Source organism: Lysinibacillus sp. GW821-FHT14F06 (assembly GCF_058803665.1).
The window spans coordinates 128,785-148,717 of record NZ_JBXAPF010000005.1; the positions used below are offsets into that span (position 1 = coordinate 128,785).

The 19,933-nt window shown below is 39.1% G+C and carries 16 protein-coding genes; all 16 read left to right on the plus strand.

Annotation, left to right across the window (positions count from 1 at the left end):
* Nucleotides 1-25 precede the first annotated feature (25 nt).
* The 16 genes from sdaAB to AC1RNS_RS06745 all read left to right on the plus strand — a co-directional run bounded on the left by sdaAB (nt 26) and on the right by AC1RNS_RS06745 (nt 19,931).
* The gene (gene sdaAB / locus AC1RNS_RS06670) at nt 26-688 is read left to right on the plus strand and encodes an L-serine ammonia-lyase, iron-sulfur-dependent subunit beta (RefSeq protein ID WP_492991545.1); all 663 of its coding nucleotides are present in this window, start codon (nt 26-28) and stop codon (nt 686-688) included.
* Between the two features lie 13 nt (nt 689-701).
* Nucleotides 702-1,610: an L-serine ammonia-lyase, iron-sulfur-dependent, subunit alpha gene (gene sdaAA, locus AC1RNS_RS06675; protein ID WP_492991546.1), complete on the plus strand. Its 909-nt coding sequence runs from the start codon at nt 702-704 to the stop codon at nt 1,608-1,610.
* 182 nt (nt 1,611-1,792) lie between these two features.
* Nucleotides 1,793-2,653, plus strand: coding sequence for a LysR family transcriptional regulator (locus AC1RNS_RS06680; RefSeq protein ID WP_492991547.1), 861 nt, complete (start codon nt 1,793-1,795; stop codon nt 2,651-2,653).
* A 261-nt stretch (nt 2,654-2,914) separates the two neighbouring features.
* Nucleotides 2,915-4,330 carry a YfcC family protein gene (locus AC1RNS_RS06685; RefSeq protein WP_492991548.1) on the plus strand — a complete coding sequence of 472 codons (1,416 nt, stop codon included), beginning with the start codon at nt 2,915-2,917 and terminating at the stop codon, nt 4,328-4,330.
* A 15-nt stretch (nt 4,331-4,345) separates the two neighbouring features.
* Nucleotides 4,346-5,491, plus strand: coding sequence for a M20 metallopeptidase family protein (locus tag AC1RNS_RS06690; RefSeq protein WP_492991549.1), 1,146 nt, complete (start codon nt 4,346-4,348; stop codon nt 5,489-5,491).
* A 32-nt stretch (nt 5,492-5,523) separates the two neighbouring features.
* Nucleotides 5,524-6,639 (plus strand): mandelate racemase/muconate lactonizing enzyme family protein, encoded by a 1,116-nt coding sequence (locus AC1RNS_RS06695; RefSeq protein ID WP_492991550.1) that lies wholly within the window; start codon nt 5,524-5,526, stop codon nt 6,637-6,639.
* A 560-nt stretch (nt 6,640-7,199) separates the two neighbouring features.
* A complete protein-coding gene (recG, locus tag AC1RNS_RS06700; RefSeq protein ID WP_492991551.1) occupies nt 7,200-9,245 on the plus strand; it encodes an ATP-dependent DNA helicase RecG in 2,046 nt (681 codons plus the stop codon).
* A 130-nt stretch (nt 9,246-9,375) separates the two neighbouring features.
* Nucleotides 9,376-9,939 (plus strand): transcription factor FapR, encoded by a 564-nt coding sequence (gene fapR, locus AC1RNS_RS06705; RefSeq protein ID WP_492991552.1) that lies wholly within the window; start codon nt 9,376-9,378, stop codon nt 9,937-9,939.
* Between the two features lie 11 nt (nt 9,940-9,950).
* Complete coding sequence (gene plsX / locus AC1RNS_RS06710) at nt 9,951-10,943, plus strand: phosphate acyltransferase PlsX (RefSeq protein ID WP_492991553.1); 993 nt, start codon at nt 9,951-9,953, stop codon at nt 10,941-10,943.
* A gap of 256 nt (nt 10,944-11,199) precedes the next feature.
* The gene (fabD, locus tag AC1RNS_RS06715) at nt 11,200-12,153 is read left to right on the plus strand and encodes an ACP S-malonyltransferase (protein WP_492991554.1); all 954 of its coding nucleotides are present in this window, start codon (nt 11,200-11,202) and stop codon (nt 12,151-12,153) included.
* Nucleotides 12,146-12,892: a 3-oxoacyl-[acyl-carrier-protein] reductase gene (fabG, locus tag AC1RNS_RS06720; RefSeq protein WP_492991555.1), complete on the plus strand. Its 747-nt coding sequence runs from the start codon at nt 12,146-12,148 to the stop codon at nt 12,890-12,892. The genes fabD and fabG overlap by 8 nt, the downstream gene beginning before the upstream one ends.
* A gap of 58 nt (nt 12,893-12,950) precedes the next feature.
* Nucleotides 12,951-13,187, plus strand: a complete 237-nt coding sequence (acpP, locus tag AC1RNS_RS06725; RefSeq protein ID WP_403003449.1) for an acyl carrier protein — start codon at nt 12,951-12,953, stop codon at nt 13,185-13,187.
* 339 nt (nt 13,188-13,526) lie between these two features.
* Nucleotides 13,527-14,291 (plus strand): ribonuclease III, encoded by a 765-nt coding sequence (gene rnc, locus AC1RNS_RS06730; protein ID WP_492991556.1) that lies wholly within the window; start codon nt 13,527-13,529, stop codon nt 14,289-14,291.
* A 3-nt stretch (nt 14,292-14,294) separates the two neighbouring features.
* On the plus strand, nt 14,295-17,876 hold the full coding sequence (smc, locus tag AC1RNS_RS06735; protein ID WP_492991557.1) for a chromosome segregation protein SMC: 3,582 nt from the start codon (nt 14,295-14,297) through the stop codon (nt 17,874-17,876).
* Nucleotides 17,873-19,114, plus strand: a complete 1,242-nt coding sequence (gene ftsY / locus AC1RNS_RS06740) for a signal recognition particle-docking protein FtsY (protein ID WP_492991558.1) — start codon at nt 17,873-17,875, stop codon at nt 19,112-19,114. Before smc ends, ftsY begins: the two co-directional genes overlap by 4 nt.
* A gap of 481 nt (nt 19,115-19,595) precedes the next feature.
* A complete protein-coding gene (locus AC1RNS_RS06745; RefSeq protein ID WP_492991559.1) occupies nt 19,596-19,931 on the plus strand; it encodes a putative DNA-binding protein in 336 nt (111 codons plus the stop codon).
* The last annotated feature ends 2 nt before the right edge of the window (nt 19,932-19,933 follow it).

The following is a 19,933-nucleotide window of genomic DNA, read 5'->3' on the forward strand; positions in this document are numbered from 1 at the left end:
ATGGATAGAATAGAGGGGTGTTTGAATGAAGTTTACTTCAGTATTTGATATTATTGGACCCGTTATGATTGGGCCTTCCTCCTCTCATACGGCAGGGGCAGCTCGTATTGGGCGTGTTGCTAGGGATCTATTTGGTAGACAGCCTAAGTGGGCTAAAATTCACTTATATGGATCATTTGCTGAAACGTATAGAGGGCATGGAACAGATGTTGCATTAATCGGGGGCCTTTTAAATTTTGATACATTTGATGAGCGTATTAAAATAGCTTTTGCTGAAGCCGAAAAAGCTGGGCTAGATTATGAATTTATCCCAGAAACTGCGAATACTGAGCATCCAAATACTGCACGTCTTGTCATAGGTGATGATGAGGGAGAAATGTCTGTCGTTGGTATTTCTATTGGCGGCGGTAAAATTGAAGTAAGTGAAGTAAACGGTTTCAAGCTACGTTTAACTGGGGGAATGCCAGCCATTCTTGTAGTGCATGATGATCGGGCAGGCTGTATTGCCAATGTTGCTAATTGCCTAGCGATGCATGATGTCAATATCGGTCATATGGAGGTTTCACGTATTGAGAGAGGATTAATGGCTCTGATGGTAATTGAAGTCGATCAAAATATAGAGGAAAAAGTATTGCAACAAATTTCATTAATACCACATATTACAAAGGTATCAAAAATTAACAATTAGGGGGTGTCTTACTATGGACGTATTGTTTCATAATGTTCGTGAACTTGTTCAACGAGCAGAGCAAGAGGGAAAACTAATTTCTGAAATTATGATTGAGCAGGAAATGTTAATAACGGGACGCTCGAGAGAAGAAATTATAGGGCAAATGGATCGTAATTTAACGGTCATGGAGGAGGCTGTTGAACGAGGCTTAAAAGGCGTGCAGTCTGTGACAGGCTTAACAGGTGGAGATGCTGTATTACTTCAAACTTATATAGCACAAGGAAAATCTTTATCTGGAGATTTATTATTAGATGCTGTCAGCAAGGCGGTTGCAACAAATGAGGTTAATGCGGCGATGGGAACAATATGTGCAACACCAACCGCAGGCTCAGCTGGGGTTGTACCAGGTACATTATTTGCTGTCAAAAATAAGTTAAATCCAACGCGTGAGCAAATGATTCGCTATTTATTTACTTCAGGTGCCTTTGGCTTTGTGGTTGCCAATAATGCCTCCATTTCTGGTGCTGCTGGTGGCTGCCAGGCAGAGGTTGGCTCAGCAGCTGGTATGGCTGCGGCAGCTATCGTTGAAATGGCTGGTGGTACGCCGCAGCAATGTTCTGAAGCATTTGCGATTACACTTAAAAATATGCTAGGCCTTGTTTGTGATCCTGTAGCTGGGTTAGTGGAAGTCCCATGTGTGAAACGAAATGCAATGGGGGCCGCTAATTCACTTGTGGCAGCTGATATGGCCCTCGCAGGTGTCACAAGCCGTATTCCTTGTGATGAAGTAATTGGGGCGATGTATCGTATCGGACAATCTATGAGTCCTAATTTAAAGGAAACTGCCCGAGGTGGTTTGGCTGCGACACCTACAGGTAAAGCGATCAGTAAAGCCATTTTAGAAAATGGTGGATTACAGAGTATTAAAGCAATTCAATAAGTTGCTGACTAAACATGCTATCTATTTATGGGGTAGCATGTTTATTTTATCACGATGGGTTAGTACTTTAGCACCCTCTACATACTTGGAAATAACATTCTCTTACGTTTCATTATTTTTGATAGTATGATATTTAATAAAAAAATTTAAATTGATTTTCTAACAAGGGTGTGAGTGAGGTAATGGATTTACGCAATTTAAAAACATTCCACGTTGTTTCGACTTATCTTAATTTTACCAAAGCAGCTCAACTATTAAATTACAGTCAGCCAACGATTAGCCAGCAAATTAAGGCGTTAGAGGATGAAATAGGCCATACTTTAATCAATAGGATGGGAAAGAAAATGTTTCTTTCTCAAGTCGGAAAGATTTTAAAGGAGCATACAGATAAATTATTTAACATCCTAGAAGAAATGGAGGAGGATTTGAAAAATTTTGAAAAGCCTTATGGTCATTTAACAATTGCCGCTCCAGAATTTTATTGTGGATATTATTTATCCCATATTATAGGTTCATTTTTAAAGCTATATCCACAGGTAAATTTAAAGCTTCTATGTGCGAACAGTAAGGAAACAGCTGCACTTGTAAGCTCTAATCAGGCAGATTTAGGGTTTGTAGCAGGAAAGCCTAATTATTCAGGTATAGAAGGAGTTCTACTTGAGGAAGAGGATTTAGTACTAGTCGGTAACCCTAATATTATAAAGGACAGAACAACTGAGGAAATATTTGATGAATACCCATTTATAACCTACGGATTGGATGATAATATAAGAAGTTGCCTTCGTGACATTCATTGTGATCCAAAAACAATTGTCGAATTTGGAAGTGAAGAGGCTATAAAAAGAGCGGCTGTGGGACAAGTGGGTTTAGCATTACTAAGTGATATATTGATAAAAAAGGAGGTAAATAAGGGAAGTCTTCAGGTGTTAAATCGTTTTCCTAAAAGGTTACCAACATATTTGATTTATCCACATAATTCTAAGGAATTTAGTAATGTGAGTACGTTTATCGATTTAGTGAAAGATACTTGGCGAACGATTTAAATATAAAAATGAAATGACCATCGCTCTTTTCTGCAAATGTATTGTAGAATGGAGCGTTTTTATTATCAAATTTTTAATAACATAAATAGGGAAACATAGGAAATGTTCTTTATCTATATGTAAATTTATCAATAGTTACTATTAGAAATAGCAATTTTTTATTTTCGATACTATCACTTACAATTTAGAAGACGGAAATTTCAAAAAAAGGGGATGACGTTGTGGGAGAAATAAAAGCGTTTATAAAATGGGGGACTGCTTATGGGTAAATTTGTAACTAAAAAAGATATAGAATTAAATGATCAACAGAAAGGAATAAATGTATATGTCTTAATATTTTGCCTTATCATTCTATCGGCTGTGTTGACGTATATCATTCCGGCAGGTGAGTTTCAACGAGAAGAATTGAATGGACGAGAAGTGATCCAGCCAGGGACCTTTACTTACACGGATATGAACCCAATAGGATTTTTGGATGTTTTTAGCAGTATTCATTCTGGTATGATGCAGGGTGCGAGTATTATTTTCTTTGTTTTAATTGTTGGGGGAACCTTTGGAATACTCTCAGCAACAGGGGCATTAGAATCGTTTATTGCAATGCTGTCAGTGAAAATGGCAAAGCGTGAGATGTTGATTATTCCCGTGTTAATGTTATTTTTCGCATGTGCAGGTTCATTAATGGGAATGTCTGATGAAACAATCGTTTATGTGGGTATACTTGTCCCACTTGCCATTGCTTTGGGCTTTGATGCTATTACAGGATTCGCTATTGTCATTCTTGGAGCATCAGTTGGCTTTTCAGCAGCAGTAATGAATCCATTCACTGTCGGGATAGCGCAAGAAATAGCTGGACTGCCACTGTTCTCTGGTATTGCTTTACGTCTTATCATTTTTGTCATTTTATATGTCACAGCTACCGTTTATGTCTATCGCTATGCTAGGAAGGTAAAAAATAACCCTTCACTCGGTTTCTATGGAAATTTTAAATTTGGCAATAAGGAGGGGCTTGCGAATCAGTCAATCAAGATGAAATTAAGTCATAAGCTCGTTATGTTAACATTTATCTTGAATTTCGTTGTCCTGATGTATGGTGTCATAAAATTAGGATGGTATATTACTGAAATAGCTGGCTTGTTTTTATTATTTGGTATTTTAATGGGGCTTATTGGAAAGCTATCGCCATCTCGAATTGCTAATTCCTTTATGAAAGGTGCGGGAGATTTAATTGGTGGTGCATTAATTATTGGGTTAGCTCAAACGATTCTTGTTATTTTTAATAATTCCGGGCTTATCGATACTATTTTATATCATACAGCCTCAATACTTGATACTATTCCTCCAGCATTAAATGCGGTAGGTATGTTTGTTTTCCAACTATTTTTGAATTTTTTGGTGCCATCAGGGAGCGGACAAGCTGCCTTAACTATGCCAATCATGGCTCCTTTATCTGATATGATCGGTGTTACAAGGCAAACGGCAGTTCTTGCTTATCAATTTGGTGATGGTATGTCTAATATCATTTTTCCGACAGTCGGATTTCTTATGGCTGGACTCTCCATTGCAGGGATACCATGGGGGAAATGGATAAGATGGATTCTACCTTTCATGTTATTGCAGGTTACGGTTGCTGTTGTATCACTAATTATTGCGCAGATTATTCAGTATGGGCCGTTTTAAAAAGGAGTTTTACTAATGGAAATCATAAATTTAGAGTCTTTGACAAAAAGAGCAATTGAAGACAGAAGATATCTTCATCAATACCCTGAGCTTTCTGGTCAGGAATTTGAAACAAGTAAATTCATTCGAAATAGATTGATGGAGTTGAATATTGACATATTGTCTTTTGGACCACCTAGTGTTGTTGGATTAGTAAAGGGGTCAAAAGGTTCGAAAACTATAGCACTAAGAGCAGACATAGATGCGCTGCCGATTGTTGAAGAGGGAGAAAAAACATATATCTCTAAAAAACCAGGGATTGCTCATATGTGTGGTCATGATGGTCATACTGCAATATTACTAGCTGTTGCTGAATGGCTATCGAGAAATGAGGTTGAACCAAATGTTGTACTCATATTCCAATCTGCAGAAGAAATCACACCAAGTGGAGCTGACTTACTAATTAAACAAGGTATTTTAGAAGGAATAGATGCTATTTTTGGTATTCATTTATGGCAGGGTCTTGAAAAAGGAAAAATTGGGTTAACTCATGGGCCAATGATGGCTTCCATTGATGATTTTGAAATTGATATCAAAGGATACGGTGGCCATGGATCAATGCCTCATGAAACAATTGATCCCATCTATATTGCAAGCAGTTTAATCCAAGCCTTTCAAAGTATAATAAGCAGAAGCATAAATCCAATTGAAGCAGGAGTTATTACAGTAGGAAATGTTCAAGCTGGTACAACGTATAATATTATCCCTGATTCAGCGAGATTAATAGGAACAATAAGAGCATTGACGCCAGAAACAGTCAATATCATTCAAACAAAAATGGTCAATTTAACAGAGGGAATATGTCAAGCTTTTGGTGCAGAAGGAAAGATTCGTTTTATAATAGGCACCCCACCGCTTATAAATGATCCAAATGAGTCAAAATTTGTGGAAAACATTGTTTGCAGAGAATTTGGGCATGAAGTATTTGAATTGGTTAATCCAGTTATGGGAGGGGAGGATTTTTCCTATTATTTACAGAAAAAACCTGGTACCTTCATCTTTGTCGGTATGGGTGGAGAAAAGAGTCAATATCCACATCATCATCCAAAGTTTGATCTTGATGAAGATGTGTTTCCTGATGCGATAAAGTTATTTATTGAACTAGTAAATCATTATCAATAAAGGATTTGCATGAAGTAGAAAGGATGTTAAACATGAGAATAAAGAAAGTTGAAGTGTTTGCTGCGCGATTATTATTAAAAGAACCTTTTATCATTTCATATGTTCATTTAGATGATATGCCAACCATATTTGTAAGAATTGAAACGGATAAGGGGATAGTAGGATGGGGTGAGGCTGTTCCAGATCAAAATGTAACAGGAGAAACTTGGGAAAGTACTTATCAAATTATTAAACATGAATTAGCTCCATTAATTATAAATGAAGACCCATTTGCTATTGATCGCATTCATCAAAAATTTAATCATAAGATAAATGGCGTTCCTTCTGCAAAAGCTGCACTAGATATAGCTATCTATGATCTAATGGGAAAAATTACAGGGCAGCCAGTATATCAATTAATTGGTGGGAAAGCACATGAGGAGCTACAGGTTCCACGAGTAATTAGTATTAAAGATCCTCAGGAAATGGCGGAAGATGCACGGAGTTTTGTGGCAGCAGGTTTTAGGAATATAAAAATGAAGGTAGGTACCAACGCAGACACTGATATTGAACGAATCAAAGCTGTCAGAAATGCTATAGGAAACACTATTCAGCTTCGTGTTGATGCTAATCAAGGCTGGAATAGAATTGAGGCATTAAAGGTAATACGCGAAACGACTGATTGTCATGTGGATTGGTATGAGCAGCCAGTGAAGGCACATGATATAAGAGCTTTAAAAGAAATTAGATCTGTTGTAAATAATAAAGTAATGATTGATGAGGGTGTACATAATATTTACGATTTAGTGAATGTTATTGAGATGCGAGCAGCTGATATGCTTAATATTAAACTAATGAAATCTGGTGGCATTTATCCTGCTTTAGCTTTAGCGAGTTTAGCAGAGGCAGCCGACATGCCATGTCAAGTTGGTTCGATGGTTGAATCAGCTATCGGTACAATGGCTGGAGCACATCTAGCGATGAGTAAAAACATTATTCAAACAAATGAGATGGTCGGTCCCCTCATGTTTATAAAGGATGTGGCTAAGGTCCACTATAATGGAGATGTCATTCAATTTAGTAATAAGCCAGGACTAGGCATAGAAGTAGATGAAGCATATGTAAATGAAATTACTCGTTTTTCCTGTGAAATTAACAAACCAATATGATAGGAACATTTACATTTTTAAACAATATGTAGAATAGAAATGTTGAAAGGCCCTACCTTCAATTTGAGGTAGGGATTTTTTAGTGCATTTGAAAATGTTTATTGTAAGGAAAGACCGTAGATTTATGATACAGTGTAAATGAAATAGCTATTAACTACATAGAACATTTAACTTATCTTCATTCAGCAGAAGACTCCCACCTCTACATGTGGTGAGATGAAAGCGGTTTTGGTTCCTTTTCAGTGGGTGTCCAAACACCTACTGAAATAGCGGAACTCAGTCTAAGAACACCACGTCCTGTGGCAACGACTGAGTGACCAACATCATGTTGACCTAAAGCCTCCGGCGGATGTCACGGATTTTCAAAGGAATGAATAAAAGGATGTTAGCCTAAAACCTTCGCATCCTGCGAAAACGGCTAACTGACCTGCATCGTGCAGGCCTGAGCACAATTCAAAATCCGGACGCATTGTTTATCTGTGCGAAAGCGAAGCGGCAGCTACAATTACGCCAAGGCGAAATTGATATAGCCAGCATCATGAAAGGAGTTGTCGTACAAGATGACTGATTTAACGAGTCCAGTCACCGGATTAAAGGGAATCGGGAAGGAAACTGCAGGACATTTAGAGGCATTAGGCATCGAGACAATAGCAGATTTATTATGGACGTTTCCACATAGGCATGAGGATTTTCGGTTAAAGGATTTGGCACAAACACCACATAATGAGCGTGTTACCGTTGAGTGTAAAGTTGAACGTGAGCCGACAATATTGTTTTTAGGTCGCAATAAATCAAGATTACAGGTGACAGTGCTGGCAGGTCGCCATTTAGTAAAGGTTGTGTTTTTTAATCAAGGCTATTTAAAGCAAAAGCTTATTCCCGGAGCTATTATTACGGTCACAGGTAAGTGGGACAGAGGCAGACAGGTAATCAATGGAACATCTGTTACATTTGGTCCAAAGACAGAGCAAGTTGACTTTGAGCCTGTCTATAGCTTAAAAGGCTTGATTCCGCAAAAACGATTTCGTAAATATATGCGACAGGCGTTAGATGACATTGGCGCAGAGATACTAGATGCTATTCCATTACATTTACAAGAGGCCTATAAGCTTGCTCCAATAGCTGATGGTCTTGAAGGAATTCATTTCCCTCTCGATGCTGAACATGCAAAACAGGCTAGACGACGCTTTGCCTATGAAGAGTTACTCTTCTTTCAGCTGCGAATTCAAGCTTTACGTAAAATTAGAAAGGATAGTGAGCATGGTACCATTATACAATATGATTTACAAAAACTGCGTGCCTTCATTGCATCATTACCTTATGAATTAACAGCTGCCCAAAAACGTGTGGTTAATGAAATTTGCAAAGATCTGAAGGAACCACATCGTATGAATCGTTTACTTCAGGGAGATGTAGGGTCAGGGAAAACGGTCGTTGCGGCAATCTGCCTTTATGGGGCTGTAACTGCAGGCTTTCAGGGAGCGTTGATGGCGCCGACAGAAATATTAGCAGAACAACATGCTGAAAACTTGGCTGAATGGTTTGAGCCGTTTGGTGTACGTGTTGCTTTACTATCTGGTTCAACAAAAACAAAAGAGCGCCGCTTACTTTTAGAGGAGCTTGCTAATGGAAGTATTGATATTTTGATTGGAACACACGCTCTGATTCAGCCGGATGTTATTTTTTGTAAACTTGGTTTTGTTATTACTGATGAACAGCATCGTTTTGGGGTTGAGCAGCGAAGAATCCTGCGTGATAAAGGGGATAATCCAGATGTGCTTTTTATGACGGCAACGCCTATTCCACGTACCCTTGCTATCACAGCGTTTGGAGAAATGGATGTTTCCATTATTGATGAAATGCCAGCAGGACGTAAGCAGATTGAAACGCACTGGATGAAAAAGGAGCAATTTGGCTCTGTACTGTCAAAGCTTGAAATGGAACTTGCTGCTGGTAGACAGGCTTATGCGATTTGTCCGCTCATCGAGGAATCAGATAAGCTTGATGTCCAAAATGCAGTTGAGATTTATGAGCAGCTTGCCACGTATTTTAGCGGTAGATACCATGTTGGATTAATGCATGGTCGTCTGACAGCTGATGAAAAAGATGCTGTTATGCGTGCCTTTAGTGAGGGAGCAATAGATGTACTTGTCTCAACAACAGTGGTTGAGGTTGGGGTGAATGTACCGAATGCAACTTTTATGCTTGTTTATGATGCAGAACGCTTTGGGCTAGCACAATTACATCAGCTGCGAGGGCGTGTTGGACGTGGGGAGCACCAGTCGTATTGTGTATTACTAGCTGACCCAAAATCAGACGAAGGGAAAGAGCGAATGCAGTCAATGACGGAAACGAATGATGGATTCAGGCTGGCTGAAAAAGATTTGGAGCTACGGGGACCAGGAGATTTTTTTGGTCGGAAGCAAAGTGGTCTGCCAGACTTTAAAGTAGCAGATTTAGTGCATGATTATCGTATTCTTGAGACTGCGAGAAAAGATGCTATCGAGATACTTAAGACAGATGCTTTTTGGCATCATGATGATTATCAGGCTTTACGGGCAATGCTTGAACAGTCAGGAGTATTGCAAGGAGAACGTTTCGATTAATAATCATTCGGATGCTATCAACGGAATGTAAGGACTTGTTTTGAAAACAGGTCTTGCATTCTTTTTTTATAGTCTATATACTGATATTAGTACCAAGTGCTAATAACAACTAAAAGGGTGGCGAATGATGTTGAGACAAACGAAAAAAGAGCGACAGCGACTATTATCTGAAACGATAGCTGAAAATCCATTCGTCACAGATGAACAGCTTGCAACACAGTTTCAGGTGAGTGTCCAAACGATTCGTTTAGATCGCATGGAATTAGCAATTCCGGAATTGCGAGAGCGAATTAAAGATGTTGCTTCGAAAACCTATGAAAATGAAGTGAAATCACTTCCGATTGATGAAATAATCGGTGAAATTATTGATATTGAATTGGATAATCGTGCGTTATCTATTTTTGACGTAAAAGAAGAGCATGTTTTTCAGCGCAATGGCATCGCACGCGGACATCATTTGTTCGCACAGGCAAACTCATTAGCGGTAGCGGTTATTGATGATGAACTGGCATTGACAGTGCATTCGAATATAACATTTGTGAAACCTGTTAGAGCTGGAGATCGTGTTATTACAAAGGCAGTTGTTATCGCACGTGATGATGAAAATCATCGAACAAAAGTAGAGGTAACATCTACGGTTAATGGTGAAACTGTTTTTGTTGGTGAATTTGATATGTACCGCACGAAAGGTTAAGGTGAACAACAATGAAATTAGCGCTTGATGGAATGGGTGGAGACAACGCACCAAAATCAGTTGTTGAAGGTGCGCTATTGGCATTAGAGCAAATTCCAAATTTAGAGATACAATTATATGGTCAGCAAGAAAAGCTTGAGCCATTTTTAAAAATACATGACAGATTGACTGTTATACATTGTGAAGAAGTTGTGGAAGGAACTGACGATCCAGCACGCGCTGTTCGTCGTAAAAAGGATTCTTCTATGGCGAAAATAATGGATGCAGTGGAAGTAGGGAAAGCAGATGCATGTCTTTCTGCAGGCAATACGGGAGCTTTAATGGCAGGAGGCCTGTTTAAAGTCGGGCGAATTGAAGGGATTGCTAGACCTGCGCTTGCGACTACATTACCAACATTAGATGGTAAGGGTTTTTTAATGCTAGATCTTGGGGCAAATGCTGATGCACGTCCTGAGCATTTATTGCAATATGCAATTATGGGTGATATTTATGCCAAAAAGGTAGGTGGCTTACAAAAGCCACGTATTGGGTTGCTTAATATCGGCACTGAGGATAAAAAAGGGAATGAATTAACAAAAGCTGCTTTTGAACTGTTAAAAGAAGCGGATATAAACTTTATTGGCAATGTGGAAGCACGTGATTTACTAGAAGGGGTAGCGGATGTTGTTGTAACTGACGGTTTTACAGGAAATATGGTGCTGAAATCGATTGAAGGTACAGCGGGCGCTTTATTTTCAATGCTGAAGGAAGCATTTATGTCTTCTACAAAAACAAAAATTTCCGCAGCCCTTATGAAAAATAATTTACGTGATTTGAAAAATAAAATGGATTATACAGAGTATGGTGGTGCAGCTTTATTTGGCTTACAGGCACCTGTTATTAAGGCACATGGTTCATCCAATGCAAAAGCCATTTACAGTGCAATTCGTCAAGCAAGTACAATGGTAGAGCATACAGTGATCTCAACGATTACAGAGACAGTACGTCACTTAGAAATTGATTAACTTCTTTCAGTTGAAAGAAGTTAAAGCCTCCGGCGAATGCCATGGAATCGGAAAGGAGTTCTTAAAGGGTGTTAGCCTAAAACCATCGCATCCATGCGATAACGGCTAACTGACCTGCATCGGTAAAAAACGCCACGTCCTGTGGCTTTACCGAAATGACCGACATCGTGTCGGCCCTCACGCAGGCCTAAGCACAAAGCCGATTCTGGACGCAATTATTCCGAGGCATAATTGATTAAAAAGGGGTTAACGAAGAATGACGAAAATAGCATTTATTTTTCCTGGTCAAGGCTCGCAGGCAGTAGGTATGGGGCAGGAGTTTGTTGAAAATTCAGCCGAAAGCAAGGCCTTTTATAATCGTGCAGATCAATCACTTGGCTTTGAACTATCGAAGCTTATGTTAGAGGGTCCTGCTGAGGAATTAACATTAACATACCATGCACAGCCAGCTTTATTAACAACTGGTGTAATGGTTGCAGAAAAATTGCAGGCAGCAGGAATTACGCCAAATTATGCTGCTGGACATTCACTTGGAGAATACGGAGCACTAGTTATAGCAGGCGTGTTATCCTTTGAGGATGCAGTTTCTGTTGTGCATAAGCGTGGTCTATATATGAATGAAGCTGTGCCTGCTGGACAGGGGGCAATGGCAGCCATTCTTGGGATGGAGCTTGAGGGACTACATGAAGTAACTGAAAAAGTATCTGAAGCAGGTAATCCGGTTCAAGTAGCGAATGTTAACTGTCCAGGACAAATCGTTATTTCTGGTACAAAAGAAGGCGTTGAAAAAGCTTCTGTAGCTGCGAAGGAAGCAGGTGCAAAACGAGCAATTCCTTTAGTTGTTAGTGGTCCGTTCCATTCAGAGTTAATGCGTCCATCCTCTGATAAATTAGCAGCAACATTAGCAGCAATATTATTATCAGAGCCTCAGATTCCAGTAATCGGTAATGTCATGGCAAAAGAATTAGAAAATGTCTCTGCTATTCAACAAGAATTAGTAGAACAAGTTTATAGTGCTGTACAGTGGGAAGCTTCTGTGCGAGAAATGATTGCACAAGGTGTTGATGTCTTTATAGAATGTGGTCCATGCAAAGTATTAAGCGGCCTAGTGAAAAAAATCGATCGCTCTGTTGCGACTTATTGTGTTTATGATGAAGCATCATTAGAGGCAGTGATAGAAGCGGCAAAGGAGTGGACAATTAATGCGTAAATTAGAGGGTAAGGTAGCCGTTGTAACAGGTGCTTCGCGTGGAATAGGACGCGCTATTGCGTTGAAGCTTGCTGATGAAGGAGCTAAAGTTGTGGTTAACTATAGTGGCTCGCAGGCAAAGGCAGAAGAGGTTGTCACAATGATTCAAGAAAATGGCGGAGAGGCTATTGCCGTACAAGCGAGTGTGTCACAAACAGAGGAAGTTACAGCATTAATGGATAAAGCGGTGAAGACATTTGGCTCACTTGATATTTTAGTGAATAATGCAGGAATCACACGTGATAACTTGTTAATGCGTATGAAGGAAGACGAATGGGATGACGTGTTAGCTACAAATCTTAAAGGTGTGTTCCTTTGCACCAAAGCTGTAACACGTCAAATGATGAAGCAGCGAGCGGGACGCATTATTAATATTTCTTCTATCGTTGGGGTTGCTGGTAATGCTGGACAGGCAAATTATGTAGCTGCCAAGGCTGGTGTAATTGGATTAACAAAAACAACAGCAAAGGAATTAGCATCACGAAATATTTTAGTAAATGCGATAGCACCAGGATTTATCGAAACAGAAATGACGGATCAATTATCAGAAGAATTAAAGCAGGGAATGCTAACTCAAATTCCTCTGGCAAAGCTTGGGCAGCCAGAAGATATTGCAAAGGCAGTGGCTTTTCTAGCTTCAGATGATGCAAATTATATGACGGGTCAGACATTGCATATAGATGGCGGCATGGTGATGTAAATTCAATTAGTCATCAATAAGTTTTTTTTGTATAATCATTTGAGGGGAGGTGAATGATTTGTCTACAGTATTAGAGCGCGTAACAAAAGTAATCGTGGACCGTTTAGGTGTTGAAGAAAGCGAAGTAACACTAGAAGCTTCTTTCCGTGATGATTTAGGTGCTGACTCATTAGACGTAGTTGAACTTGTAATGGAGCTTGAAGACGAGTTTGATATGGAAATTTCTGATGAAGATGCTGAAAAAATCTCAACAGTAGGTTCTGCAATTTCATACATTGAAAGTAAAGTAAACTAATTTCGTTTTAACTTTATTTAGCGCTTTAATAGATTTAGTCATAAATGCGGTTATCGTTTTTATTTAATATGTATGGGCTAGTTAAATAAAGTTAAAGCCTCTGGTAGAAATTATTACTACTCTTTTTTCGTTAAAAGAGCAGATTTATATTGCTAAGATGTATTTAAAAGGGTGCGAAATGGTTCATTTTTTGAACTATCGTCGTCCCTTTTTTTGTTTTGGAAAATAATTCGCAAAAAAACTTCCAAAACATTGTATTTAAGTTGAAATACTTTTGCATAAACGCCTTGAAAAAGGTACACTAATACGGTAGAAACTATTAGGAAGGCAGATTGTTCAATGGCTATGAAAAGAAAAGGAACTATGCAGAAATCTGGCGTACTTCCTGAAAAAGTACGCAATCAATTCGAGCTGTTACAGCATGAATTAAATATCACATTTATTAATAAAAATTTATTGTATCAAGCATTCACGCATTCATCTTATGTGAATGAGCATCGCCGTAAATTGTTTACGGATAATGAGCGTCTTGAATTTTTAGGAGACGCGGTACTTGAACTGTCTGTTTCTAAATACCTTTTTGAGAAATATCCTAATATGAGTGAAGGCGAGTTAACGAAGCTACGAGCATCTATTGTATGTGAGCCATCTCTTGTTATTTTTGCAAATGAATTAGGTTTTGGTCGTTTCGTATTACTAGGAAAAGGTGAGGAATTGACAGGTGGACGGGAACGCCCAGCGCTACTTGCTGATGTTTTTGAGTCATTTGTAGGTGCTCTTTATTTAGATCAAGATTTACAAACGGTCGTGTCATTTTTAGAACGTATCGTGTTCCCAAAAGTAGAAATCGGTGCTTTTTCGCATGTGATGGATTTTAAAAGTCAATTGCAAGAAATGGTACAACAAACAAATAACGGATTACTTCATTACGAAATTATTGATGAAAAGGGTCCTGCACATAACCGTACCTTTGTATCAAGTGTTCTATTGAATGGACAGGAGCTTGGTATTGGTCGAGGGAAATCGAAAAAAGAAGCCGAGCAGCAAGCTGCACAGAGTGCAATGCGAACAATGCGTGAGCAAGCTGCGAAAGAGGAGGCTTAATAAATGTTCCTAAAACGACTAGAAGTGATTGGCTTTAAATCTTTTGCGGAGCGCATTGGAATTGATTTTGTACCTGGTGTTACAGCAGTTGTCGGACCAAATGGCAGTGGGAAAAGTAATGTCACTGATGCTATTCGTTGGGTACTTGGGGAGCAATCGGCAAAGTCGTTACGTGGTTCTAAGATGGAGGATGTTATTTTTGCTGGCAGCGATTCTCGAAAGCCGCTAAATTTTGCGGAGGTAACATTAGTTTTAGATAATACAGATGAACAACTTGCTTTTTCATATACAGAGGTCAGCGTAACAAGACGCGTATACCGTTCAGGTGATAGTGAATATTTATTAAATAACCAACAGTGTCGCCTGAAGGATATTACGGACTTGTTTATGGATTCAGGTCTTGGGAAAGAGGCATTTTCAATAATTTCGCAAGGCCGTGTTGATGAGATTTTAAATAGCAGACCCGATGACCGACGTTCGATTTTCGAAGAGGCAGCTGGCGTATTAAAGTACAAACTGAGAAAGAAAAAGGCAGAGCATAAACTTGTTGAAACAGATGAAAATTTATATCGTGTGTTAGATATATTACATGAATTAGATAGTCGACTTGAACCACTTGAAATTCAGGCATCAAGTGCAAGAGATTATGTGCAAATGTCTACAGAGTTAAAAGATTTTGATATCACTATACTTGTGCACGATTTGAAAAATTGTGCACAATCTTTGCATGCTCTTGAAGCTGAGTTCACAGAGTTATCTGAGACAGAGCAAAAACAAGCCCATTCCATTGCTACTGTTGAAAAACAAACAGCAAGTATTCGTAAACTGTTAAAGGAGCTCGATGACTACTTAGACACTACACAAGCTGACTTTGTGAATGCGACAATGGAAGTCGAACGTTGGGATGGTCGTAAGGCACTGATGGCAGAGAAGCGGCAAAATGCATCTAATCAATTGCTACAATTGAACGCCTCATTAGAGGAAACAAAGGCTGAGGTAGAGGCTCTGATTTTACAAGAAGTAGAAAAAAAAGAGCTATTTACAGAGAAGCAACAAGACGTACAGGTGTTAAAACAGAGCATCAAGCAATTGGAACAATCATTAAATCGCTCTGTTACTGAAATTGAGCAAGAGATTGAAGAGCAAAAAAACCGCTATATTGACTCCTTAAATGAAGAAGCAACGATTAAAAATGAATTAAAGAATATTGACCAGCAATTGGCACAGCAAAAAGTGATGGCAGCACGAATGTCAGATCAAACGGATGAAATCGGACAAGAGCTTGCGCAAAGTATTGCAGAAAAAGATAAGCTAATTGTGGCTCACAATATCACAACAAAGGAACTGCATGGAAAGCTTGAACAGTACGAATCATTGCAAATAGAGCTTAAAAAGGTCAATACATCTTTTAATGAAAAGCAGGATATGCTTTTTAAAGCTTATCAACACCAACAGCAGCTTAAGGCTAGAAAGGAAACATTGGCAGAGCTAGAAGCTGACTTTTCAGGTTTCTTCCAAGGTGTAAAAGAAGTATTACTTGCACGTGATAAAGGGGATTTGGTAGGTATTGAGGGGGCTGTCGCAGAATTAATCCAAGTAGATGGAAAATACTCTCAAGCGATTGAAACAGCCTTAGGTGCAGCTTCTCAACATATTGTGACCTCCGATGAGCGTCATGCTCAGCAGGCAATACATTGGTTGAAGCAAAAAAGAGCTGGTCGTGCAACATTTTTACCAAAGACAGTTATAAAATCACGTAAAATCAATCCATCTACAATTCAATTAGCAATAGAGCATCCTGCCTTTGTGCAAATGGCAGATGGACTTGTGACATTCCATGAGGATAATCGTACAATTGTTGAGAATCTTCTAGGCAATGTAATTGTTGCATCTAGCTTAGAGGGTGCGAGTCAAATTGCTCGATTATGCAGCTTCCGTTATCGTGTGGTGACACTTGATGGTGATATTGTTAATGCAGGTGGTTCATTGACTGGTGGTGCAACGAAGCAACAATCTTCACTTTTTACAAGAAAGGCCGAATTAGATGGTCTAATTGTCAAATTAGAAGCTTTGGAAGCATCTATTCTTAGTGCTGAAAAGGCTGTTTCAGTGGAAAAGGAGAAGCTAGCAGCATTGCGAGATCAAGTAGAACAATTGAAACTTGAAGGTGAGCAGCTTCGAAAGGACGAATTACAACAGGCAAGTCGTATTCGGGAGCTTGAGGTTGTCGAGAAAAGCTTATCTGCACGTGTATCCTATGCATCAAATGAGACACAAGATGTTAAGACACGAGAGGAAACACTTTTAGCTCAAAGGGAAGTGGCTACAAATCGTTTAACAACCCTTGCGACAGAGCTATTAGAGATTAATGGTACTGTTGAGCATCTTAGTAAAATAAAGCTACAGAGCGAAACGGAGAAAGATGTACTGCGTGAACAATTGGCAGAAAAACGCTCCCAATTAGCAGTTATCCAAGAGCAAATGTCACAAGTACAAATTGCTACAGCAGAAATAGCTTTGCAATTAAACAAAACTCAGCAAAAGATGAATAGTATTTCTCAGGAAATAATCTGGTTACAATCAGATGAGTCAACAAAACTGTTAAGTGATGAAGAAGTAGAGGAACAGGTTGCTACTTGGAAAGAGAGAAGAGAGTCGTTACAAAACACGATTACTCAGAAAAAGGATGAAAAAGTAGCACAACAACAGCAACTTGCTGCTTTAGAGGAACAGCTTAAAGAATTGCAACGTATACATAAAGGTTACCTTGAAGCAATACGTGCAAATGAGCTAAAGCAGAGTCGCTTAGAATTTGAAATTAAAAGTTTTAATGAGCAGCTAGAGGAAAACTATCAGCTAATCCTTGAGGAGGCTGAGGAGATTGCGATAGAAATTATAGATGAAGAGCATATGCGTCGTAGAGTGAAGCTCTTGAAAAAATCAATTGAAGAGCTTGGTCCAGTTAATTTGGGTGCAATTGAAGAATATGATAGAGTGCTAGAACGTCATTTATTCTTAACAGAGCAACGTGAGGATCTGCTTGCTGCTCAGGAAACATTGCATGAAGCCATTAAAGAAATGGACGAGGAGATGACATTACGATTTAGCGAAACATTTTATGCTATACGTGATCAATTTAAACGTGTATTCCGTGAATTATTTGGCGGTGGGCAAGCAGATTTAGTATTATTGGAGCCTCAAAACCTACTTGAAACAGGTATAGAAATTGTGGCCCAACCTCCAGGGAAAAAATTGCAAAATCTAAGTTTGCTTTCTGGTGGTGAGCGTGCACTTACTGCCATCGCATTATTGTTCTCCATCTTAAATATACGACCTGTACCTTTCTGTATTTTGGATGAAGTAGAGGCTGCGTTAGACGAGGCAAATGTTGTTCGATATAGTCAATACTTGAAAAAATTTAGCCATGACACACAATTCATTGTTATCACGCATCGTAAAGGAACGATGGAGGGAGCAGATGTATTGTATGGAATTACAATGCAGGAGTCAGGTGTTTCGAAACTTGTATCAGTGAAATTAGAAGATGAACCCGTACTTGCGGAGCAAAGGAGCGAACAAGCATGAGTTTTTTTAAACGTTTAAAAGATAAGCTGATGGGTAATCCAGCAGAAGAAGAAAAAGTTGTAGAAGTTAATGAAAATGAGGCTAGGATTGCCGATGCGCAGAAGCTTGAGGATTCCGCAGAGCCTGCTCTTATCGAAACAACTGTAGAAGAGATTGACAAGGTAGAGACTTCAAAAACAGAGAGTCCTATTGAAACGGAACTTCCTGAATTAGAGGAGGAACCGGAGCAGCAAGAAGTGCAAGAGGTTGCGCTTGTGGAAGAGAAAAAACCTTCTGCATGGTCCATTACACAAAAATTCAAAGCGGGTCTGGAAAAAACGCGAAATTCCTTTACCTCGAAAGTAAACGATTTAGTGGCACGTTATCGAAAAGTGGATGAGGATTTCTTTGAAGAGCTAGAAGATTTATTACTGCAGGCTGACGTTGGCTTTGAAACAGTGATGGAGCTAATGGAAAAATTACGTTTTGAGGTTCAACGAAAGAATATTAAAGATACAAATGGCATCCAAGCAGTGATTTCTGAGAAGCTTGTTGAAATTTATGAGCAGGGTGAAGAAGATTTAATTGATTTAAACATGCAGCCCGATGGTGAGCTAACAGTGATCTTATTTGTTGGAGTCAACGGCGTTGGGAAAACAACAACAATTGGTAAACTCGCACATCGTTTGAAATCGCAGGGTAAAACGGTTGTTTTGGCTGCGGGTGATACGTTCCGTGCTGGAGCCATCGATCAATTACAAGTATGGGGTGACCGTGTTGGCTGTGAAGTAATTAAACAATCAGAGGGTTCTGACCCAGCAGCAGTGATGTATGATGCTATTCGTGCAGCTAAAAATCGCAAAGCAGATGTGTTAATTTGTGACACAGCTGGACGTTTGCAAAACAAAGTCAATTTAATGAATGAGCTTGAAAAAGTACATCGTGTCATTTCGCGTGAAATACCAAATGCACCACATGAAGTATTATTGGCTTTAGATGCAACTACTGGCCAAAATGCACTTGTGCAGGCCCAAACGTTTAAGGAAGCGACAAATGTTACAGGAATAGTCTTAACGAAGCTAGATGGTACAGCAAAAGGTGGTATTGTCCTCGCAATCCGTAATAAATTACACATTCCTGTTAAGTTTGTAGGTCTTGGTGAGAAGATGGATGATCTTCAGCCATTTGATGCAGAACGCTATGTCTATGGTTTATTTGCTGAAGGGTTAGATAAAGAATTACAATATAATGAGGATTAACAGATTTATCTTGATTGAGCAAATCTTTACTGAGAAACCGCAGCGTCAGGTACAGATTACTCCCACCTCTCTATATGTGGCGAGATGAATGCGATTTTTTTTCTATTCAATTGGCGTACAAACACCGCTGAAATAGAGGAACTCAGGCTAAAAATCTTCACATCTTGTGAAAACACCTGAGTGAACAGCATCGTGTTTGCCTAAAGCTTTAGGCGGATGTCAAGGATTAATGAGGTGCTTTCTAGTGAGCTCGAAAATTCTGGACGAATTTACTCTAGGGTGCAATGGATAGTTATGTAATTTAGTTAGGTGAAACGCTCGTTTGTAAAATGGACATTTCATTGTTTAAAGGGAATGCTGCTATAGGTGAAAGATGCCTGAAAGCATTGAATGAAGGCTTTTAGACAAGGGAATTACCTTGACACAGACGGGCGCTTTTCGTTATGATACAAATGACTAAGGACAGGAGGAGAAACATTCGATGCTACTTGAAAAAACAACACGCATGAACTTTCTCTTCGACTTTTATCAAGCATTATTAACAGATAAGCAACGAAGTTATATGGAACTGTATTATTTAGATGATAACTCACTTGGAGAAATCGCTGAACTATACGGAATTTCACGTCAAGCTGTTTATGATAATATTCGTCGAACAGAAGCGATGCTTGAAGAATATGAAGAAAAACTTTGTTTATTAGACAAATTTCAAAAACGTACACAAATGCTTGCACAGCTAACAGCAGGAATAACAGGACAAAGCATGACGTCTGAAGAACAGCTGGCGCTTATTGAGCAGTTGAAAGAATGGGATTAGGA

Excerpts from the sequence above, each read along its gene's own strand:
- recG (WP_492991551.1), top strand. The coding sequence starts at position 7,200 with ATGACTGATTTAACGAGTCCAGTCACCGGATTAAAGGGAATCGGGAAG.
- AC1RNS_RS06690 (WP_492991549.1), top strand. The coding sequence starts at position 4,346 with ATGGAAATCATAAATTTAGAGTCTTTGACAAAAAGAGCAATTGAAGAC.
- sdaAA (WP_492991546.1), top strand. The coding sequence starts at position 702 with ATGGACGTATTGTTTCATAATGTTCGTGAACTTGTTCAACGAGCAGAG.
- AC1RNS_RS06685 (WP_492991548.1), top strand. The coding sequence starts at position 2,915 with ATGGGTAAATTTGTAACTAAAAAAGATATAGAATTAAATGATCAACAG.
- smc (WP_492991557.1), top strand. The coding sequence starts at position 14,295 with ATGTTCCTAAAACGACTAGAAGTGATTGGCTTTAAATCTTTTGCGGAG.
- fabD (WP_492991554.1), top strand. The coding sequence starts at position 11,200 with ATGACGAAAATAGCATTTATTTTTCCTGGTCAAGGCTCGCAGGCAGTA.
- ftsY (WP_492991558.1), top strand. The coding sequence starts at position 17,873 with ATGAGTTTTTTTAAACGTTTAAAAGATAAGCTGATGGGTAATCCAGCA.
- AC1RNS_RS06680 (WP_492991547.1), top strand. The coding sequence starts at position 1,793 with ATGGATTTACGCAATTTAAAAACATTCCACGTTGTTTCGACTTATCTT.
- rnc (WP_492991556.1), top strand. The coding sequence starts at position 13,527 with ATGGCTATGAAAAGAAAAGGAACTATGCAGAAATCTGGCGTACTTCCT.
- fabG (WP_492991555.1), top strand. The coding sequence starts at position 12,146 with ATGCGTAAATTAGAGGGTAAGGTAGCCGTTGTAACAGGTGCTTCGCGT.
- AC1RNS_RS06745 (WP_492991559.1), top strand. The coding sequence starts at position 19,596 with ATGCTACTTGAAAAAACAACACGCATGAACTTTCTCTTCGACTTTTAT.
- plsX (WP_492991553.1), top strand. The coding sequence starts at position 9,951 with ATGAAATTAGCGCTTGATGGAATGGGTGGAGACAACGCACCAAAATCA.
- AC1RNS_RS06695 (WP_492991550.1), top strand. The coding sequence starts at position 5,524 with ATGAGAATAAAGAAAGTTGAAGTGTTTGCTGCGCGATTATTATTAAAA.
- sdaAB (WP_492991545.1), top strand. The coding sequence starts at position 26 with ATGAAGTTTACTTCAGTATTTGATATTATTGGACCCGTTATGATTGGG.